At 69.8% G+C, this 18,668-nt stretch carries 16 protein-coding genes; 11 read left to right on the top strand and 5 right to left on the bottom strand.

Annotated features, from left to right (window positions below; genetic code table 11):
• Window positions 1-53 precede the first annotated feature (53 nt).
• Together ACFU5K_RS16905 and ACFU5K_RS16910 are read right to left on the bottom strand one after the other, a co-directional pair.
• Window positions 54-1,283: a DUF349 domain-containing protein gene (locus tag ACFU5K_RS16905; RefSeq protein WP_384061863.1), complete on the bottom strand. Its 1,230-nt coding sequence runs from the start codon at window positions 1,281-1,283 to the stop codon at window positions 54-56.
• Window positions 1,284-1,471: 188 nt separating this feature from the next.
• Window positions 1,472-2,266: a peptidylprolyl isomerase gene (locus tag ACFU5K_RS16910; protein ID WP_384061866.1), complete on the bottom strand. Its 795-nt coding sequence runs from the start codon at window positions 2,264-2,266 to the stop codon at window positions 1,472-1,474.
• 148 nt (window positions 2,267-2,414) lie between these two features.
• Here ACFU5K_RS16910 and ACFU5K_RS16915 point away from each other — a divergent pair, with 148 nt between their 5' ends.
• Together ACFU5K_RS16915 and hisS are read left to right on the top strand one after the other, a co-directional pair.
• Window positions 2,415-3,101 (top strand): MBL fold metallo-hydrolase, encoded by a 687-nt coding sequence (locus ACFU5K_RS16915; protein WP_384061868.1) that lies wholly within the window; start codon window positions 2,415-2,417, stop codon window positions 3,099-3,101.
• Between the two features lie 15 nt (window positions 3,102-3,116).
• Window positions 3,117-4,379 carry a histidine--tRNA ligase gene (gene hisS, locus ACFU5K_RS16920; protein ID WP_384061871.1) on the top strand — a complete coding sequence of 421 codons (1,263 nt, stop codon included), beginning with the start codon at window positions 3,117-3,119 and terminating at the stop codon, window positions 4,377-4,379.
• A gap of 58 nt (window positions 4,380-4,437) precedes the next feature.
• Here hisS and ACFU5K_RS16925 read toward each other — a convergent pair whose 3' ends face one another.
• Together ACFU5K_RS16925 and ACFU5K_RS16930 are read right to left on the bottom strand one after the other, a co-directional pair.
• Window positions 4,438-5,289: an ABC transporter permease gene (locus ACFU5K_RS16925; RefSeq protein ID WP_384061874.1), complete on the bottom strand. Its 852-nt coding sequence runs from the start codon at window positions 5,287-5,289 to the stop codon at window positions 4,438-4,440.
• Complete coding sequence (locus ACFU5K_RS16930) at window positions 5,286-6,140, bottom strand: ABC transporter ATP-binding protein (RefSeq protein WP_384061877.1); 855 nt, start codon at window positions 6,138-6,140, stop codon at window positions 5,286-5,288. Before ACFU5K_RS16930 ends, ACFU5K_RS16925 begins: the two co-directional genes overlap by 4 nt.
• A gap of 137 nt (window positions 6,141-6,277) precedes the next feature.
• On the opposite strand from ACFU5K_RS16930, the gene ACFU5K_RS16935 reads away from it, so the two are divergent.
• The 3 genes from ACFU5K_RS16935 (at window position 6,278) to rpsD (ending at window position 9,381) form a co-directional block, all read left to right on the top strand.
• Window positions 6,278-6,913, top strand: coding sequence for a vitamin K epoxide reductase family protein (locus ACFU5K_RS16935; RefSeq protein WP_384061879.1), 636 nt, complete (start codon window positions 6,278-6,280; stop codon window positions 6,911-6,913).
• A 44-nt stretch (window positions 6,914-6,957) separates the two neighbouring features.
• Window positions 6,958-8,334 carry a replication-associated recombination protein A gene (locus ACFU5K_RS16940; protein ID WP_384061882.1) on the top strand — a complete coding sequence of 459 codons (1,377 nt, stop codon included), beginning with the start codon at window positions 6,958-6,960 and terminating at the stop codon, window positions 8,332-8,334.
• Window positions 8,335-8,766: 432 nt separating this feature from the next.
• Complete coding sequence (gene rpsD, locus ACFU5K_RS16945) at window positions 8,767-9,381, top strand: 30S ribosomal protein S4 (RefSeq protein WP_015607373.1); 615 nt, start codon at window positions 8,767-8,769, stop codon at window positions 9,379-9,381.
• Window positions 9,382-9,395: 14 nt separating this feature from the next.
• Here the strand turns inward: rpsD and ACFU5K_RS16950 are convergent, their stop codons facing one another.
• Window positions 9,396-11,621 (bottom strand): ATP-binding protein, encoded by a 2,226-nt coding sequence (locus ACFU5K_RS16950; protein WP_384061885.1) that lies wholly within the window; start codon window positions 11,619-11,621, stop codon window positions 9,396-9,398.
• A gap of 238 nt (window positions 11,622-11,859) precedes the next feature.
• Between ACFU5K_RS16950 and ACFU5K_RS16955 the strand changes: the two genes are divergently transcribed.
• The 6 genes from ACFU5K_RS16955 (at window position 11,860) to ACFU5K_RS16980 (ending at window position 18,591) form a co-directional block, all read left to right on the top strand.
• A complete protein-coding gene (locus tag ACFU5K_RS16955; protein ID WP_384061888.1) occupies window positions 11,860-12,309 on the top strand; it encodes a DUF948 domain-containing protein in 450 nt (149 codons plus the stop codon).
• Between the two features lie 7 nt (window positions 12,310-12,316).
• Window positions 12,317-12,613, top strand: a complete 297-nt coding sequence (locus tag ACFU5K_RS16960; protein WP_384061892.1) for a hypothetical protein — start codon at window positions 12,317-12,319, stop codon at window positions 12,611-12,613.
• A complete protein-coding gene (gene alaS / locus ACFU5K_RS16965; RefSeq protein WP_384061895.1) occupies window positions 12,613-15,282 on the top strand; it encodes an alanine--tRNA ligase in 2,670 nt (889 codons plus the stop codon). Before ACFU5K_RS16960 ends, alaS begins: the two co-directional genes overlap by 1 nt.
• Window positions 15,279-15,764 (top strand): Holliday junction resolvase RuvX, encoded by a 486-nt coding sequence (gene ruvX / locus ACFU5K_RS16970; RefSeq protein WP_384061898.1) that lies wholly within the window; start codon window positions 15,279-15,281, stop codon window positions 15,762-15,764. Before alaS ends, ruvX begins: the two co-directional genes overlap by 4 nt.
• 102 nt (window positions 15,765-15,866) lie before the next feature.
• Entirely contained in the window at window positions 15,867-17,753 is a 1,887-nt protein-coding gene (gene mltG / locus ACFU5K_RS16975) for an endolytic transglycosylase MltG (RefSeq protein ID WP_384061901.1), read from the top strand.
• A complete protein-coding gene (locus ACFU5K_RS16980; protein ID WP_384061904.1) occupies window positions 17,740-18,591 on the top strand; it encodes a shikimate dehydrogenase in 852 nt (283 codons plus the stop codon). Before mltG ends, ACFU5K_RS16980 begins: the two co-directional genes overlap by 14 nt.
• Window positions 18,592-18,668 lie beyond the last annotated feature (77 nt).

An 18,668-nucleotide genomic window follows, 5' to 3' on the forward strand; every position in this document is an offset into this window, starting at 1 on the left:
GGGCTCCCGTACGCGATGCGTACGGGAGCCCCTCTCGTCGGTACTGGCAGGCGTCAGCCGCCGAACTCCTCCAGGCCCTTCAGCGCCTGGTCCAGCAGCGCCTGCCGGCCCTCGAGCTCGCGGGAGAGCTTGTCGGCCCTGGCGTTGTTGCCCGAGGCGCGCGCGGTGTCGATCTGCGTACGCAGCTTGTCGACCGCGGCCTGGAGCTGACCGGTCAGACCCGCGGCACGCGCACGCGCCTCCGGGTTCGTCCGGCGCCACTCGGACTCCTCGGCCTCCTGAAGCGTGCGCTCCACAGCCTGCACCCGGCCCTCGACCTTGGGGCGGGCGTCGCGCGGCACGTGGCCGATGGCCTCCCAGCGCTCGTTGATGGAGCGGAACGCGGCCCGGGCCGCCTTCAGGTCCGTCACCGGCACCAGCTTCTCGGCCTCGGCGGCGAGCTCCTCCTTGAGCTTGAGGTTCTCGCCCTGCTCGGCGTCCCGCTCGGCGAAGACGCCGCTGCGGGCCGCGAAGAACACGTCCTGGGCGCCGCGGAAGCGGTTCCACAGGTCGTCCTCCGACTCCCGCTGGGCGCGTCCCGCCGCCTTCCACTCGGTCATCAGGTCGCGGTAGCGGGCAGCCGTCGTGCCCCAGTCGGTCGAGCCGGAGAGCGACTCGGCCTCGGCGACCAGCCTCTCCTTGACCTTGCGGGCGTCCTCGCGCTGCGCGTCCAGCGCGGCGAAGTGCGCCTTGCGGCGCTTGGAGAACGCGGAACGGGCGTGCGAGAAGCGGTGCCACAGCTCGTCGTCGGACTTGCGGTCCAGACGGGGCAGGCCCTTCCACGTGTCGACGAGCGCCCGCAGACGCTCACCCGCCGACCGCCACTGCTCGCTCTGTGCCAGCTCCTCCGCCTCGACGACGAGAGCCTCCTTGGCCTGACGGGCCTCGTCGGTCTGCTTCGCCTTCTGGACCTTCCGCTCCTCGCGGCGCGTGTCGACCGTCGCCACGAGCGCGTCCAGCCGCTTGCCGAGCGCGGCGAGGTCACCGACGGCGTGGTGCTCGTCGACTTGTACGCGCAGGTGCTCGATCGCGGTGGTGGCGTCCTTCGCCGACAGGTCGGTGGTCTTCACCCGCCGCTCGAGGAGGCCGATCTCGACCACCAAGCCCTCGTATTTGCGCTCGAAATAGGCCAGAGCCTCCTCGGGGGAACCGGCCTGCCACGATCCGACCACCTGCTCGCCCTCGGCCGTACGCACGTACACGGTGCCCGTCTCGTCGACACGGCCCCACGGGTCGCTGGTCACAGCGCCTCCTCCACCTGATGCGTCGAAGGGGTTCGCCCCCCTCGCATCGTCCACAGTTTCCTGGGGCGGGCAGCGCCCGCCCTGCACAACGTCAATCTAGGCGACCGGCCGCCCGGCTGTCCGCACTCAGCGCGGCTGAAATTCTCCGGTCCGGCCGTGAAGCCGGGCGCCGGCCGCCCGCGGGAGGGTCAGTCCTTGCCGACCGTCGCCTTCTCGACCGTGACGGCCTTCTTCGGAGCACCGTCTCCCGCTCCGCCGGTCACACCCGCCTCGGCGACCTTCTTGACGGCCTTCAGACCCGCGTCGTCCATGGTGCCGAACGGCGTGTAGGTGGGGGGCAGTTTGGTGTCCTTGTACACCAGGAAGAACTGGCTGCCGCCGGTCCCCGGCTGTCCTGTGTTCGCCATCGCGACGCTGCCCGCCGGATACGTGACCGAGCCGTCGTCGCCCGCCTTGCCGAGCGCGGTCAGGTTCTCGTCGGGGATCGTGTAGCCCGGACCCCCGGTGCCGTCACCCTTCGGGTCGCCGCACTGCAGCACGAAGATGCCCTCCGTGGTCAGGCGGTGACACTTCGTGCCGTCGAAGTACCCCTTGTCCGCGAGGGCCTTGAACGAGTTCGTGGTGTGCGGGGTCTTCGCCGCGTCCATCGCGATCGCGATGTCACCCTGGTTCGTCTTCAGCGACATCGAGTACGTGGCCGTCTTGTCGATGTCCATGGCAGGCTCGGGCGCCTTGCTCTCGCTCGCCGAAGGCGACGGGGGAGCGGACGGGCTCGCGCTCGCGGCCGCGTCCGCCGAGTCCTTCGAGTCGTCGCCGTCGAGGAAGAGGTACGAGCCCGCAGCGATGACCGCCACCACGGCCACCGACGAACCGATGATCGCCGTGAGGCGCCTGGTCCTGCGGCGGGCCTCCTCCCGGCGCTGCTGCTGCCGCTCGAACTTCTCCCGGGCGAGCTGCCGCCGCCGCTGATCGCTGCTGACCACCGGATGGTCTCCTTGTACGTCGTGTGTTCGGGCCTCGATTGCCCCGTACGGTATATGGGTTAGCTGTGGAATGAGGAGCGCCGGTAGGCTCTGATCTGCCGCATTCCTCTCCACGGCCTTCCTCGCCGGACGAACTCTAAGGACGATCGTGCTCATTGCCGGGTTCCCTGCCGGGGCCTGGGGGACCAATTGCTACCTGGTCGCCCCCGCCGCCGGTGAGGAGTGCGTGATCATCGACCCGGGCCACCAGGCCGCCCAGGGCGTCGAGGAAGCGCTCGCGAAGCATCGGCTCAAGCCCGTCGCCGTCGTGCTCACCCACGGCCACATCGACCACGTCGCCTCGGTCGTCCCGGTGTGCGGCGCCCACGACGTCCCGGCCTGGATCCACCCCGATGACCGCTACATGATGAGCGACCCCGAGAAGGCGCTGGGCCGTTCGATCGGGATGCCGCTCATGGGCGAGCTGACGGTCGGCGAACCGGATGACGTGAGGGAGCTGACGGACGGTGCCGCGCTCCGGCTGGCGGGCATGGAGTTCGGCGTCGCGCACGCACCCGGCCATACGAAGGGGTCGGTGACGTTCAGGATGCCCGAGGCCGCGGACGTGCCGCAGGTCCTCTTCTCGGGCGACCTGCTCTTCGCCGGCTCCGTCGGACGCACCGATCTGCCCGGCGGCGACCACGCCGAGCTGATCGAGTCGCTGGCCCGTGTGTGCCTCCCGCTCGACGACTCGACCGTGGTGCTGTCCGGCCACGGCCCCCAGACGACCATCGGCCGCGAACGCGCCTCCAATCCGTACATGCACGGACTGGACGCGCCCCGCCGAGGAATGTGACGAGAGAAAAAACCTGTGAGCACCTTCCAGGCCCCCAAGGGCACGTACGACCTGACCCCGCCCCGCTCCGCGAAGTTCCTCGCGGTGCGTGAGGCCATCTCCTCGCCCCTGAGGAACTCCGGCTACGGATACATCGAGACGCCCGGCTTCGAGGACGTCGCCCTGTTCGCCCGGGGCGTCGGCGAGTCGACCGACATCGTGTCCAAGGAGATGTACGCCTTCGAGACCAAGGGCGGCGACAAGCTCGCGCTGCGCCCCGAGGGCACCGCGTCCGTGCTGCGCGCCGCGCTGGAGGCCAACCTCCACAAGGCCGGCAACCTGCCCGTCAAGCTCTGGTACTCGGGCTCGTACTACCGCTACGAGCGACCCCAGGCGGGACGCTACCGCCACTTCTCGCAGGTCGGCGCCGAGGCCATCGGCACCGAGGACCCGGCGCTGGACGCCGAGCTGATCATCCTCGCCGACCAGGCCTACCGTTCGCTCGGCCTCACACGGTTCCGCATCCTGCTGAACTCGCTGGGGGACAAGGAGTGCCGCCCCGTCTACCGGGAGGCGCTGCAGACGTTCCTGCGCGACCTCGACCTCGACGAGGAGACCCGCCGGCGCATCGAGATCAACCCGCTGCGGGTCCTCGACGACAAGCGTCCCGACGTCCAGAAGCAGCTGACCGGCGCCCCGATGCTGCGTGACTTCCTCTGCGACGCCTGCAAGGCGTACCACGAGGAGGTCCGCGACCTGCTGACGTCGGCGGGGGTGGCGTTCGAGGACGACGAGAAGCTCGTCCGCGGCCTCGACTACTACACGCGCACCACCTTCGAGTTCGTCCACGACGGTCTGGGCTCCCAGTCCGCGGTGGGCGGTGGCGGGCGCTACGACGGCCTGTCCGAGATGATCGGCGGCCCCGCGCTGCCCTCCGTCGGCTGGGCCCTCGGCGTGGACCGCACGGTGCTCGCCCTGGAGGCCGAGGGCGTCGAACTCGACATCCCCGCCGCCACCAGCGTCTACGCGGTGCCGCTCGGCGAAGAGGCGCGGCGGGTGCTCTTCGGCCTGGTCACCGAACTGCGCAAGGCGGGCGTCGCCACGGACTTCGCGTTCGGCGGCCGCGGCCTCAAGGGCGCGATGAAGAGCGCGAACCGTTCCGGAGCCCGCTACACGGTCGTGGCCGGCGAGCGGGACCTCGCCGAGGGCAACGTCCAGCTCAAGGACATGGAGTCGGGCGAGCAGAAGGCCGTGGCGGTCGGCGATCTGGTCGCCGTGATCCAGGCCGAGCTGGGCTGATCCCGCACCATCGTCCACGCACGTGCCCGCCCGGTCCGCCCGGGCGGGCACGGCGTTTTCAGCGCCTGCCGCGCCACCGGAAGGTCAGCAGGCACAGGACCAGTCCGCCGGCACACCAGGCGCCCAGCACCAGGGCGGTCCGGCCGAGCTCCCAGGCCCCGGCCTGCTCGATGACGACCGCGGAGTCGGGCAGGAAGACCGAGCGGAACCCCTGGCACATCCACTTCAGCGGGAACAGCGACCCCACGGTGACCAGCCAGCCGGGCAGTTCGTTGACCGGGATGTAGACGCCGGAGACGAACTGCAGGACGAGGAAGGGCAGTACGACGACGGAGCTCGCGCTCCGGCCCGACCTCGGCAGGCTGCTGATCGCGATTCCCAGCAGCGCGCAGCCGGTGATACCGAGCAGGAAGATCCAGGCGAAGGCCAGCCAGTCGGCGATGTCACCGGGAAGGGCGACATCGAACGCCGTGGTGCCGATGAGCAGCAGCACCACGGCCTCGAGCAGGCAGGTGACCAGCACCAGCCACACCTTGCCGAGGAAGTACGCGGCGGGTGGCATGGGGGTCCCGCGCAGCCGGCGCAGCACCTTCTCGTCCCGTTCGATCGCTATCGAGATACCCAGCGACTGGAAGCTGGTCGACATGACGCCCGAGGCGAGCATCGACGGGACGTACAGCTGCGAGGCGGTGATGCCCGCACCCTCGACGTCGTCACTGAAGATCGACGCGAACAGTGTGAGGAACACCACGGGGAACGCGAACGTGAAGAGGACCTGGTCACGTTGGCGGAAGAACTGCTTCAGCTCCAGTGCGCCCCGTCGCAGCCCCAGCCCCCACGCACCGGGGAGGGCGGCGTCTCCCGGCGCCGAGGCGGAAGCAGTTCCGGGAGTTGCCTCGGCCGCGCTCATCGGTGCGTCTCCTGTCCTGTCAGCCGGAGGTAGACGTCCTCCAGGGTCGGGCGGTCGACCCGCAGCCCGGGTATCTCGCCGTCGAAGCGGCCCATCAGGTCCGCGACGCTGCGGGTGGGGGTCGCGGTGCGCTCGGAGCGCTGGGTTCCGTCCGGCTCGGTCCACATGACGGTGGCCTCCGTGCCGAACCGCTCGCGAAGCGCCGCGGGTTCACCCTCGGCGACGATGCGTCCCGCCGCGATCACCGCCAGCCGGTCGGCCAGCGCCTCGGCCTCTTCCAGGTAGTGGGTGGTGAGCACGATTGTGGTTCCCTCCCGGGCGAGGAGCCTCACCACCTCCCAGAACTGCCGCCGCGCCGACGGGTCGAAACCCGTCGTCGGCTCGTCCAGGAGCAGGAGTTCGGGGGAGCCCACGATGCCCAGCGCCACGTCCAGCCTGCGCCGCTGGCCGCCGGACAACTCCTTGATCCGCGAGCCTGCCTTGCCGTCCAGGCCGACCAGGGAGATGACCTCTCCGGGGTCCCTCGGTCTCGGGTAGTACCGCGCGAAGTGCTCCACCGTCTCCCGTACCGTCAACTCGGCGGGAGCCGATTCATCCTGCCAGACGATGCCGATCCGGGAACGCCAGCGGCGGTCGGCGGTGGCCGGATCGACGCCGAGGACCCGGACCGTGCCGCCGTCGCGGCTGCGGTGGCCCTGCAGGATCTCCACGGTGGTGCTCTTCCCCGCCCCGTTCGGCCCGAGGAGCCCGAACACCTCTCCGGGACGGATCCGCAGGTCCAGGCCGTCCACCGCGGTCAGGCCGCCATATCGTTTACGCAGTCCTCGTACGTCGACCGCTGTCTCTGTCATACGGGGGAGGATCCCCTGGAACCCTGCGTTCCGCGCCCCGTTTGGGAACACCTTTATGTTCGCCGAACAGATGCCCGTGTCGACAGTGCGGCACAATGGCGAGGCCCGGCCGGCTACTCAGTGATGGAACGGCGATTATGACGATGGCAGCGGTAGACCACCCCTCCTCCGCGCAGGACGAGGACGACGGTGCGAAGACCTTCGGCGGCAGTCGCGCGCTCGCGCTGCTGCTGGTGATCACGGGAGCGGCCGGGCTGCTCGCCGCATGGGTGATCACCATCGACAAGTTCAAGCTGCTCGAGGACCCGAGCTTCACCCCGGGCTGCAGCCTGAACCCGGTGGTCGCGTGCGGCAACATCATGAAGAGCGAGCAGGCCTCCGCCTTCGGCTTCCCCAACCCGATGCTCGGGATCGCCACCTACTCGGTGGTCATCGGGATCGGCATGGCGCTCCTCGCGGGCGCCCGCTTCCGTGCGTGGTACTGGCTGGGCCTCAACGCCGGCACCCTGTTCGGCGTCGGCTTCTGCACCTGGCTGCAGTACCAGTCGCTCTACAACATCAACTCGCTCTGCCTGTGGTGCTGCCTGGCCTGGGTCGCCACGATCTTCATGTTCTGCTACGTCACGACGCACAACATCAAGTACGGCATCATCCCCGCCCCCGCCGGGCTGCGGAACGCCCTCACCGAGTTCCACTGGGTGCCCCCGGTGCTCTGGATCGGGATCATCGGCATGCTGATCCTCACCCGCTGGTGGGACTTCTGGACCAGCTGACTCGGCCGGCGGTCATGTCAGTGGGGTGACATAGGCTTCAGGACGTGGAGCCCGACCTCTTTACCGCAGCAGCCGAAGACCGCCAGGAGAAGGACCCCTCCAGCAGCCCCCTCGCTGTCCGGATGCGTCCCCGCACGCTGGACGAGGTGGTCGGCCAGCAGCACCTGCTCAGGCCGGGGTCCCCGCTGCGCCGTCTCGTGGGCGAGGGGAGCGGAGGTCCCGCCGGCCCGTCCTCGGTCATTCTCTGGGGCCCGCCCGGCACAGGGAAGACGACCCTCGCCTACGTCGTCAGCAAGGCGACCAACAAGCGCTTCGTCGAGCTGTCGGCGATCACCGCGGGCGTCAAGGAGGTCCGCGCGGTCATCGAGGGCGCGCGCCGCGCCACCGGCGGTTTCGGCAAGGAGACCGTCCTCTTCCTCGACGAGATCCACCGCTTCTCCAAGGCCCAGCAGGACTCCCTGCTCCCCGCCGTGGAGAACCGCTGGGTGACGCTGATCGCGGCCACCACGGAGAATCCCTACTTCTCGATCATCTCGCCGCTGCTCTCGCGTTCGCTGCTCCTCACCCTGGAGCCCCTCACCGACGACGACCTGCGAGCTCTGCTCCGCCGCGCGGTGGCCGACGGGCGCGGGCTTGGGGGAGCGGTCACGCTGTCACAGGACGCCGAGGCGCACCTGCTGCGGATCGCCGGAGGCGACGCCCGCCGAGCGCTGACCGCGCTGGAGGCCGCCGCGGGCGCGGCCCTCTCCAAACACGAGGACGACATCACCCTTGAGACGCTCGAGGAGACCGTCGACCGCGCAGCCGTGAAGTACGACCGGGACGGCGATCAGCACTACGACGTCGCGAGTGCGCTGATCAAGTCGATCCGCGGGTCCGACGTGGACGCGGCCCTGCACTACCTGGCGCGGATGATCGAGGCGGGGGAGGATCCGCGCTTCATCGCGCGGCGGCTGATGATCTCCGCCAGCGAGGACATCGGGCTCGCCGATCCCACCGCGCTGCCCACAGCCGTGGCGGCGGCCCAGGCCGTGGCCATGATCGGGTTCCCCGAGGCGGCGCTCACCCTCAGCCACGCCACGATCGCGCTGGCGCTCGCCCCCAAGTCCAATGCCGCGACGCTGGCGATCTCCGCCGCGCAGGACGACGTGCGCAGAGGCCTCGCCGGCCCGGTCCCCGCCCATCTGCGCGACGGCCACTACAAGGGCGCGGCCAAGCTGGGCCATGCCCAGGGCTACATCTATCCGCACGACGTCCCCGGGGCGATCGCCGCCCAGGAGTACGCCCCGGACGCCGTGCGCGACAGGCGGTACTACGAACCCACGAGGTACGGCGCCGAGGCGCGGTACGCCGACGTGGCGGAGCGGGTCCGGGAGCGGCTCGGCCGCGGCGATGCGGGAGACGGCGCCGCGTCCCCGTGACGGCCGCGGATGCGGCGGGGGACGGAGACCGGTACGTCGGGTGATCTGCAGCACAGCCGTCAGTTCGTCGCCCCGGGCACGCGTCGCCGCCCGTACCGGCGGGGAACCGGCGGGGGAGCCGAGGCACGGCCTCCCCGCCGCGGCGATGCTCCCGCTGTCGGTCGTAAGCCGTGGCGGACGGCCCCGGTAAGAGCAGCACCGCGGAGCAGGTAGTCTGTACGAGAGTTCGTGTGCGCTCGGCTGCTGACGGCATCCGAGTGTTTTCAAGCCCGCTGGGACGCGGCTGACCACGATCAGATCGGCCTTCCGTCGTTACGGCACCCTTGTGCGTGCCGTCGCTGAGCGTTGTCCGTGACGTGTGTGGTGTTCCCAGGGCGAGACATGCGATCTCCTTGAGCAAGGTAAACCACCTACAACGGAGGTCTGGAGAACGTGCCTAACCAGTCGCGTCCCAAGGTCAAGAAGTCGCGTGCCCTCGGCATCGCCCTGACGCCCAAGGCTGTCAAGTACTTCGAAGCCCGTCCCTACCCGCCGGGCGAGCACGGCCGTGGCCGCAAGCAGAACTCGGACTACAAGGTCCGTCTGCTGGAGAAGCAGCGCCTGCGTGCGCAGTACGACATCAGCGAGCGCCAGATGGCGCGTGCCTACGACCGCGCCAAGAAGGCCGAAGGCAAGACGGGCGAGGCGCTGGTCGTCGAGCTCGAGCGTCGCCTCGACGCCCTGGTCCTGCGTTCGGGCATCGCCCGCACCATCTACCAGGCCCGCCAGATGGTCGTCCACGGCCACATCGAGGTCAACGGCGGCAAGGTCGACAAGCCTTCCTTCCGCGTGCGCCCCGACGACGTCGTGCAGGTCCGCGAGCGCAGCCGCACCAAGGTGCCGTTCCAGGTCGCCCGTGAGGGTGGCTACGACACCGACGGTGAGACCCCGCGCTACCTCCAGGTGAACCTGAAGGCCCTGGCCTTCCGCCTGGACCGTGACCCGAACCGCAAGGAAATTCCGGTCATCTGCGACGAGCAGCTCGTCGTCGAGTACTACGCCCGCTGATCCAGGCGTAACGCTCAGCCGAGCTCGGGCCCGCCCCTCCCCGTCGTACGGGAGGCGGCGGGCCTTCGCGTTTCCCCGGCGGCCCCGCCGTCCCTCGCCCCCTCCCGGGCCGGCCTCCCGTCCGCCGGGCCGCCGCCCGCCGGCCCTCCGTGCGTCCGCACGCCGAGCGCCCGGGTGACCGCGGCCCTCGTGTCCAGCCGACTGCCGGTGAGCCGCTCCGCCTCGTAACACGCGTCACCCAGCTCCGCCCTGGCCCGCTCCTCGCATTCGGCCCGCGGCCTGCCGTAGTGGACCGAGCCGAACAGCGGCAGTCCCACCGAGGGCCAGATCCGGTCCGCGGCCCCCTGCAGCAGCGCGGCTTCCGCGGCATCCCCCTCGACCACCGTGACGAGGGCCAGCAGCTCCAGCGAGAGGACCGTGCCGAGCAGATCGTGGAAGGCGTGCGCGATGGAAAGGGCCTCCCCGAGCATCTGCCGCGCACGCTCGCTCCGGCCCGACTGCAGCGCCGCGTAAGCGAGGACGTACAACGCGTAGGCCATGGCCCACCGTTCTCCGTGGTCCTCGCAGATCTCGCGGACCTCGGTGCAGATCTCGGCTGCACCGTCGAGGTCCCCGCGGAAGGCCACGGCCATGCCCAGTTCGACCTGCGCCATCAGGACGTTGCTGTTGAGCTCGCCGATCTCCCGGTAGCGCCCGAGCGCCTCCCGCAGCAGTTCCTCGGCGCGTACCGGGTCGTCCGTGACGATGGAGAGACAGCCCGTGCGGTGCACGGCGTAGGCCACGGCGGACGCGTCCCCCGCCCGCTCACCCTCCTCGCGGCACTCCTGCAGTGCCGACACCGCGCCCACCGCGTCCCCCTGAAGCACGGCGACGTATCCGAGCACCCACAGCGCCTTCAGCCGTGAGTGGTCGTAGGGCGAGTCCTCCTCCAGGACGTGGTCCAGCCAGTGGCGGCCCTCCGAGAGGCGTCCGCAGCCCGCCCAGTAGAACCAGAGCGTGCCTGCCAGGTACTGGGCGAGGTGGACCTCGTCGGGGCTCTCCATCGAACACTCCATTGCCCGGCGGAGGTTGGGCAGCTCGCTGTCGATCCGCGCCGCGGCCTCGGCCTGCCTCGGGCTGAACCAGTCGAGCTCGCACCAGGTCGCCAGCCCCAGGTACCAGTCGCGGTGCCTGCGCCGCAGCCGCTCGGCGTCCCCGGTCGCGCGCAGCCAGTCCGCGCCGTACTCGCGCACGGTGTCCAGCAGCCGGTAGCGGCAGCCGACGGCCGAGTCCTCGCGCAGCACCACGGACTGCGCCAGCAGTTCGTCCAGCACGTCCAGCACCGAGTCGGCCGGCAGACCGGGGCCGCTGCAGATGTACTCGACTGCCTCCAGGTCGAACTGCCCGGCGAACACCGAGAGCCGCGCCCACAGCAGCCGCTGCTCGGGGGCGCACAGTTCATGGCTCCAGCCGATGGCCGTACGGAGGGTCTGGTGACGGGGGAGCGCGCTCGGGCTGCCCCCGGTCAGCAGCCGGAACCGGTCGTCGAGGCGCTGCAGCACCTGTTCCACGGTCAGGGCCCGCAGCCTGCCGGCGGCGAGTTCCAGCGCCAGCGGGATTCCGTCGAGCCGGCGGCACAGTTCCCGCACGGTCTCCCGGTTGCCGTCGCCGAGGGCGAACCCGGGGCGGACCGAGGCCGCTCGCCGGGCGAACAGCTCCACCGCGTCGCCGTCGGTCATCGGCGCCAGCGGATAGGTGAGTTCACCGTCCACCCGCAGGGGACGGCGTCCCGCCGCGAGCACCTGGAGCCCGGGCGCCACGCGCAGGAGCTCCCGCACGAGCGTCGCACAGTCGTCGGTGAGGTGTTCGAAGCCATCGATCACGAGCAGGAACCGGCGCCCCGCGCAGTGCTCCAGCAGCATGGTGCGGGGCGGTCTGCTGGTGTGGTCCGTCAGCCCCATCGCGCCGGCCAGCGTGTGCTCCAGCAGCCCTGCATCATGGACGGCCGACAGCTCGGCGATCCAGACCCCGTCGCAGTACCGTTTCTCCATCAGTGCCGCGATCCGGCTGACGAAGCGGGTCTTGCCGACCCCCGCGACCCCCGCCACGGTGACGAGCCTGTACTGCCCCAGAAGCGCCCCGACTTCCGCCAGTTCTTCGTCGCGTCCCACGAAGGTGTTCAGCTCCGCCGGGAGGTTCCCCCGTACGGAACGGGGCTCTGCGTCTTCGGGTGCGGGAAGGGGGCGCTGAGAGCGTCGCATGAAACACGCAGAGTACTGGCACATAAGCTCTCCGTACAATCTCCATGCTCTCCGGGGGCCCGAACCGTCCGCCCGTAATGCGGTACGGCGCGTGACGCCCGGCGCGATAGGCTCGGGGGACGACGATCGGCGGCGACGGCTCCACGCGCCCGCCGAACCGAGACAGGCCGAGCGAGCCGGGGAACACCGGCCCGTACGGGCGACGAGCAGAGAGCGGTGCACTGTGTCCGGTGGAGAGGTGGCCGGCATTCTGGTGGCTGTCTTCTGGGCGATCCTGGTTTCCTTCCTCGCCGTGGTTCTGGTGAGACTGGCCCAGACGCTCAGGGCTGCCACCGCGCTGGTGGCGGATGTCACGGAGCAGGCGGTCCCGCTGCTCGCCGACGCCTCCGCGACGCTGCGTTCCGCGCAGACCCAGCTGGACAAGGTCGACGCCATCGCGAGTGACGTGCAGGAAGTCACCTCCAACGCCTCCGCGCTCTCCACGACCGTGGCCTCGACCTTCGGCGGCCCGCTCGTGAAGGTCGCGGCGTTCGGCTACGGGGTGCGGCAGGCCATCGGCCGCCGTACCGCCGCGGAGCCGGAACCGGCCCGCCGGACCCCCCGCCGCACCGTGATCGTCGGCCGTACCGTGCCGTCCGCCCGCGACCGGAAGCGGACCGGCCGGAGTTCCCGTGGACAGAAGGACTGACGCAGCGATGTTCCGCCGTACGTTCTGGTTCACCGCCGGCGCAGCCGCCGGTGTCTGGGCCACCACCAAGGTCAACCGCAAGATCCGGCAGCTGACACCCGAGAGCCTCGCGGCGCAGGCCGCCGACAAGGCCCTCGAGGCAGGTCACAAGCTGAAGGACTTCGCCCTCGACGTACGTGAGGGCATGGTCAGGCGAGAAGCCGAACTGGGCGGGGCGCTCGGCATCGAGGCCGCCGACGACCCCGGCCCCGCCACCTACCGATCGCTTCCCTGCAACTCGAACAACCGGAATGAGGACCACTGATGGAGTCGGCTGAGATTCGCCGCCGCTGGCTGAGCTTCTTCGAGGAGCGCGGTCACACCGTCGTCCCTTCGGCGTCGCTCATCGCGGACGACCCGACTCTGCTGCTGGTCCCCGCGGGCATGGTCCCGTTCAAGCCGTACTTCCTCGGCGAGGCCAAGCCGCCCGCCCCGCGCGTCACCAGCGTGCAGAAGTGTGTGCGTACGCCGGACATCGAAGAGGTCGGCAAGACCACGCGGCACGGCACGTTCTTCCAGATGTGCGGAAACTTCTCCTTCGGCGACTACTTCAAGGAAGGCGCCATCGAGTTCGCCTGGGCGGCGCTCACGAACTCCCTGGAGGACGGCGGCTTCGGGCTCGACCCCGAGCGTCTGTGGATCACCGTCTACCTGGACGACGACGAGGCCGAGCAGATCTGGCGTGAAAAGATCGGTGTCCCCGCCGAGCGCATCCAGCGCCTGGGCAAGAAGGACAACTTCTGGTCCATGGGCGTCCCCGGCCCCTGCGGCCCCTGCTCCGAGATCAACTACGACCGCGGTCCCGAGTTCGGCGTCGAGGGCGGCCCCGCCGTCAACGACGAGCGCTACGTGGAGATCTGGAACCTCGTCTTCATGCAGTACGAGCGAGGCGCGGGCGACGGCAAGGAGGACTTCCCGATCCTGGGCGACCTGCCGTCGAAGAACATCGACACGGGACTCGGCCTCGAGCGCCTCGCGATGATCCTCCAGGGCGTACAGAACATGTACGAGACCGACACCCTGCGCGTCGTCATGGACAAGGCCACCGAGCTCACCGGCGTCCGCTACGGCGCCGACCATGGTTCGGACGTCTCCCTGCGCGTGGTCGCCGACCACATCCGCACCTCGGCGATGCTCATCGGTGACGGCGTCACCCCCGGCAACGAGGGCCGTGGCTACGTCCTGCGCCGCATCATGCGCCGCGCGATCCGCAACATGCGCCTCATGGGTGCCACCGGCCCGGTCGTCCGCGAGCTCATCGACGTCGTCGTGGACACCATGGGACTGCAGTACCCGGAGCTGATCACCGACCGCAAACGCATCGAGACCGTCGCGCTCGCCGAGGAAGCCGCCTTCCTCAAGGCCCTCAAGGGCGGCACGAACATCCTCGAGACCGCCGTCACCGAGACCAAGGCCGCCGGCGGCCGGGTCCTGGCCGGCGACAAGGCCTTCCTGCTCCATGACACCTGGGGCTTCCCGATCGACCTCACGCTGGAGATGGCCGGCGAGCAGGGCCTCGCGGTCGACGAAGAGGGTTTCCGCCGCCTGATGCAGGAGCAGCGGGACAAGGCCAAGGCCGACGCCAAGGCCAAGAAGACCGGTCACGCCGACCTCTCCGCCTACCGCGAGGTGGCGGACAGGTCCGGCGACACGGAGTTCACCGGTTACACCTCCACCGAGGGCGAGTCGACGGTCGTCGGCCTCCTCGTCGACGGCGTGCCCTCGCCCGCCGCGAGCGAGGGTGACGAGGTCGAGGTCGTCCTGGACCGCACCCCGTTCTACGCCGAGGGCGGCGGCCAGCTCGCCGACCAGGGCCGCATCAGGCTCGACACCGGCGCCGTCATCCAGATCCGCGACGTGCAGCAGCCCGTGCCCGGCGTCTCGGTCCACAAGGGTTCGGTGCAGGTCGGAGAGGTGACGCTCGGGGCCTCGGCCCACGCCTCCATCGACATCACCCGCCGCCGCGCCATCGCCCGTGCCCACAGCGCCACCCACCTCACGCACCAGGCGCTGCGTGACGCACTCGGTCCGACGGCAGCCCAGGCCGGCTCGGAGAACTCGCCCGGCCGCTTCCGCTTCGACTTCGGTTCGCCCGCCGCCGTCCCCGGCACGGTGCTCACCGACGTCGAGCAGAAGATCAACGAGGTCCTCGCCCGGGAACTCGACGTCCAGGCCGAGGTCATGTCCATCGACGACGCCAAGAAGCAGGGCGCCATCGCCGAGTTCGGCGAGAAGTACGGCGAGCGGGTCCGGGTCGTCACCATCGGCGACTTCTCCAAGGAGCTGTGCGGTGGTACGCACGTGCACAACACCGCCCAGCTGGGCCTGGTGAAGCTGCTCGGCGAATCGTCCATCGGCTCCGGCGTGCGCCGCATCGAAGCCCTCGTCGGTGTCGACGCGTACAACTTCCTCGCCAAGGAGCACACGGTCGTCGCCCAGCTCCAGGAACTGCTGAAGGGGCGTCCCGAGGAGCTCCCCGAGAAGATCTCCGGCATGCTCGGCAAGCTCAAGGACGCCGAGAAGGAGATCGAGAAGTTCCGCGCGGAGAAGGTCCTCCAGGCCGCCGGCGGACTCGTGGACTCGGCGAAGGACGTACGTGGCGTCGCTCTGGTCACCGGGCAGGTGCCGGACGGCACCTCGGCCGACGACCTGCGCAAGCTGGTCCTCGACGTGCGCGGGCGCATCCAGGGTGGCCGGCCCGTCGTCGTGGCCCTGTTCACCACGGCGAACGGACGTCCGCTGACGGTCATCGCCACCAATGAGGCGGCCCGCGAGCGGGGTCTCAAGGCCGGTGAGCTGGTCCGTACCGCAGCCAAGACCCTCGGCGGCGGTGGCGGCGGCAAGCCGGACGTCGCCCAGGGCGGCGGTCAGAACCCCGACGCCATCGGCGACGCCGTCGCCGCTGTCGAACGCCTCGTCACCGAGACGGCATGACGCCGGACACGCCGCAGATGCGCCGTGGACGCCGACTTGCCGTCGACGTCGGGGACGCCCGTATCGGGGTCGCCTCGTGCGACCCCGACGGGATCCTCGCCACGCCGGTGGAGACCGTGCCGGGACGCGACGTCCCGGCCGCCCACCGGCGGCTCGGCCAGATCGTCGAGGAGTACGAGCCGATCGAGGTCATCCTCGGGCTCCCCCGCTCGCTGGGTGGGGGAGAGGGGCCGGCGGCCGCGAAGGTCCGCGCGTTCGCCCAGGTGTTCGCCCGCGCGATCGCACCCATCCCCGTGCGTCTCGTGGACGAGAGGATGACCACGGTGACGGCCACTCAAGGGCTGCGGGCTTCGGGCGTGAAGTCCAAGAAGGGCAGGTCTGTCATCGACCAGGCTGCCGCTGTGGTGATCCTTCAGAACGCTCTGGAGTCCGAACGGGCGTCAGGCACTGCTCCGGGCGAGGGCGTCGAAGTGGTTGTCTGATCGCGATACGGTAACGTTCCGCGCGATGCGCCGGTGTTCGATTAAACACCCGCACAGCCAAGCGAAGAGGCGGAGCGTCGTCTCGCGGCGTCAAGGGGATCGATGACTGAGTATGGCCGGGGCTCCGGCTCCGAACCGTGGCATCCAGAGGACCCCTTGTACGGGGACCAGGGATGGGGAGGCCGTGAGGCCGCCCACGGCCAGGGCCAGTACGACGGCCAGCAGCAGCCCTACGCGCAGGACCCGTACGCCCAGCAGGGCTACCAGCAGGCCCCCTACGCGCAACAGCAGCCGCAGCAGCACCAGCAGAACCCGCACGCCCAGCAGCAGTACGCCGCCCAGCAGGACCCCTACGCGCAGCACCAGCAGGATCCGTACGCCCAGCAGCGGCAGCACCAGCAGGACCCGTACGCGCAGCCGCAGCAGGACCCCTACGCCCAGCAGCCGCAGCAGGACCCGTACGCGCACCAGCACCAGCAGGACCCGTACGCGCAGCAGCACCAGCAGCACGGTGGCCCCCAGGATCCCTACGCCCAGCAGCCGCAGCAGCCGCACTACGACACCGGCTGGGACACAGGCCAGCAGCCCGTCATGCCGTACGGAGCCCAGCAGCCCTACGGCAATCAGCCTGGCGGCTACGCCGAGCAGCCCGACTCCTACGGCACCCCCGAGGCGTACCCGCCGCCTCAGCCCCCGGGCCGCCGCGACGAGGCGCCGCAGCAGCAGAGCCCGGACTGGGATCCGGACGTGCCGGAGGAGGAGACGCATCCTTTCTTCACGGGCGCGGACGAGCCCGCCGACGACCGGAGACCGCGCGATTCCCGGGGTTCCAGCGGGTCCGGTGACGACGACGAGTACGACGACGACTCCCGTGAGGTCCAGCGGGGCGGCGGCGAGAGACGCGGCAAGGGCAAGAAGAAGAACCGCAGCGGCTGCGCCTGCCTCGGCGTCTCGCTGATCCTCGTCGGGGGTCTCGGCGGGGCCGGTTACTTCGGCTATTCGTATTACAAGAGCCAGTTCGGTGCGGCGCCCGACTACACGGGCAGCGGCACCGGCTCGGTCGAGGTCGAAATTCCCGAGGGAGCCCTCGGGAACGAGATCGCGAGCATCCTGAAGAAGGCCGGCGTCGTGAAGTCGTCCGACGCCTTCATCTCGGCCCAGAACGCGAATCCCAAGGGGAAATCGCTCCAGGCCGGTGTCTATCTGCTGAAGAAGGAGATGTCCGCCGACAGTGCCATCGAGTTGATGCTGAGTCCGGGTAGTCAGAACGGCTTGGTCGTTCCTCCGGGCACGCGTAACGCCGAGGTGTACGCAACCATCGACAAGAGGCTGGACCTCAAGGCGGGGACGACCGAACAGGCCGCCGAAAAGAACATGGGAAGCCTTGGTCTGCCTGACTGGGCGGACGATGACCCGACGATAAAGGATCCGCTGGAAGGATTCCTCTACCCGGCCACCTATCCGGTGTCCAAGGGGACGAAACCCGAAGACGTCCTGAAGAAGATGGTCACTCGGGCGAATGCGGAGTACAAGAAGCTCGATCTCCCGAAGGCCGCGAAGAAGCATGGTCTCGACGGTCCTTGGCAGGTCATCACCGTGGCCAGCCTCGTCCAGGCCGAGGGCAAGACGCACGACGACTTCCGGAAGATGAGTGAAGTCATCTACAATCGGCTCAAGCCCGACAACACCGAGACAAACCAGTTGCTCCAGTTCGACTCCACGTTCAACTACCTGAAGAAGCAAAGTAAGATCAACATCAGTGTGTCCGAGATCCACCAGAACAAGGATCCGTACAACACCTACACGCAGCGAGGTCTTACACCCGGACCCATCAGTAATCCGGGTGGTGACGCACTGGCCGCGACTCTGAACCCGACCGCGGACGGCTGGATCTATTTCGTGGCCACCGACGGGCATCACAATACGGAATTCGCCAAGACCTATGACGAATTCCTGGAGCTGAAGAAGAAGTTCGATGCCCTCGACTGACGCCCGCCGAGCTGCCGTACTCGGCTCACCCATCGCGCACTCCCTCTCGCCGGCCCTTCACCGGGCCGCCTACGCGGAACTGGGCCTGGAGGACTGGTCGTACGGCCGCTTCGACGTGGACGAAGCGGCGCTGCCCGGTTTCATCGACGGGCTGGACTCCTCCTGGGCGGGGCTCTCCCTGACCATGCCGCTCAAGCGGGCGGTCATCCCGCTGCTCGACGAGATCAGTGAGTCGGCGGCGTCCGTCGAGGCCGTCAACACGCTGGTCCTGACCGGGGACGGCCGCAGGCTGGGTGACAACACCGACATCCCGGGGATGATCGCCGCCCTCCGCGAACGCGGGGTCGAGAAGGTGGAGTCGGCCGCCGTCCTCGGCGCCGGCGCCACCGCCTCCTCGGCGCTGGCCGCCCTCTCCGAGATCTGCACCGGGCCGGTCACGGCCTATGTGCGCAGCTCGGCCCGGGCCGACGAGATGCGAGGCTGGGGTGAACGTCTCGGCGTCGACGTCAGGATCGCGGCCTGGGACGCGGCCGACGAGGCGCTGCGGGCCCCCCTGGTTATCGCCACCACTCCGGCCGGCGCGACGGACTTCCTCGCGGACAGCGTCCCTCCGGCCCCCGGCACACTGTTCGACGTGCTGTACGAGCCCTGGCCGACGCCGCTGGCCATGAGCTGGACCCTGCGAGGCGCGCCGGTGGTCGGAGGTCTCGACCTCCTGGTGCACCAGGCCGTGCTTCAGGTGGAGCAGATGACGGGCCGTGCTCCAGGCCCCCTCGCAGCGATGCGCGTGGCCGGGGAAGCGGCATTGGCGGGCAGGCATCCGGCCGTGGACGGCTGACTGCGCCGCAGCTGTTTCACCGAGGCGGCGGAAACGCCCGGAGCGTCCGTCTGCTGGACCGGGGCAGGTCCGCACCC

This window comes from Streptomyces sp. NPDC057428, from assembly GCF_042803195.1.
In the GTDB taxonomy this organism is placed as follows: domain Bacteria; phylum Actinomycetota; class Actinomycetes; order Streptomycetales; family Streptomycetaceae; genus Streptomyces.

What these genes read in the sequence shown, in the direction of transcription:
- ACFU5K_RS16925 (WP_384061874.1), bottom strand. Translation starts at nt 5,289, where the DNA reads ATGAGCGCGGCCGAGGCAACTCCCGGAACTGCTTCCGCCTCGGCGCCG.
- ACFU5K_RS16930 (WP_384061877.1), bottom strand. Translation starts at nt 6,140, where the DNA reads ATGACAGAGACAGCGGTCGACGTACGAGGACTGCGTAAACGATATGGC.
- ACFU5K_RS16935 (WP_384061879.1), top strand. Translation starts at nt 6,278, where the DNA reads ATGACGATGGCAGCGGTAGACCACCCCTCCTCCGCGCAGGACGAGGAC.
- ACFU5K_RS16950 (WP_384061885.1), bottom strand. Translation starts at nt 11,621, where the DNA reads ATGCGACGCTCTCAGCGCCCCCTTCCCGCACCCGAAGACGCAGAGCCC.
- ACFU5K_RS16960 (WP_384061892.1), top strand. Translation starts at nt 12,317, where the DNA reads ATGTTCCGCCGTACGTTCTGGTTCACCGCCGGCGCAGCCGCCGGTGTC.
- alaS (WP_384061895.1), top strand. Translation starts at nt 12,613, where the DNA reads ATGGAGTCGGCTGAGATTCGCCGCCGCTGGCTGAGCTTCTTCGAGGAG.
- ruvX (WP_384061898.1), top strand. Translation starts at nt 15,279, where the DNA reads ATGACGCCGGACACGCCGCAGATGCGCCGTGGACGCCGACTTGCCGTC.
- mltG (WP_384061901.1), top strand. Translation starts at nt 15,867, where the DNA reads ATGACTGAGTATGGCCGGGGCTCCGGCTCCGAACCGTGGCATCCAGAG.
- ACFU5K_RS16980 (WP_384061904.1), top strand. Translation starts at nt 17,740, where the DNA reads ATGCCCTCGACTGACGCCCGCCGAGCTGCCGTACTCGGCTCACCCATC.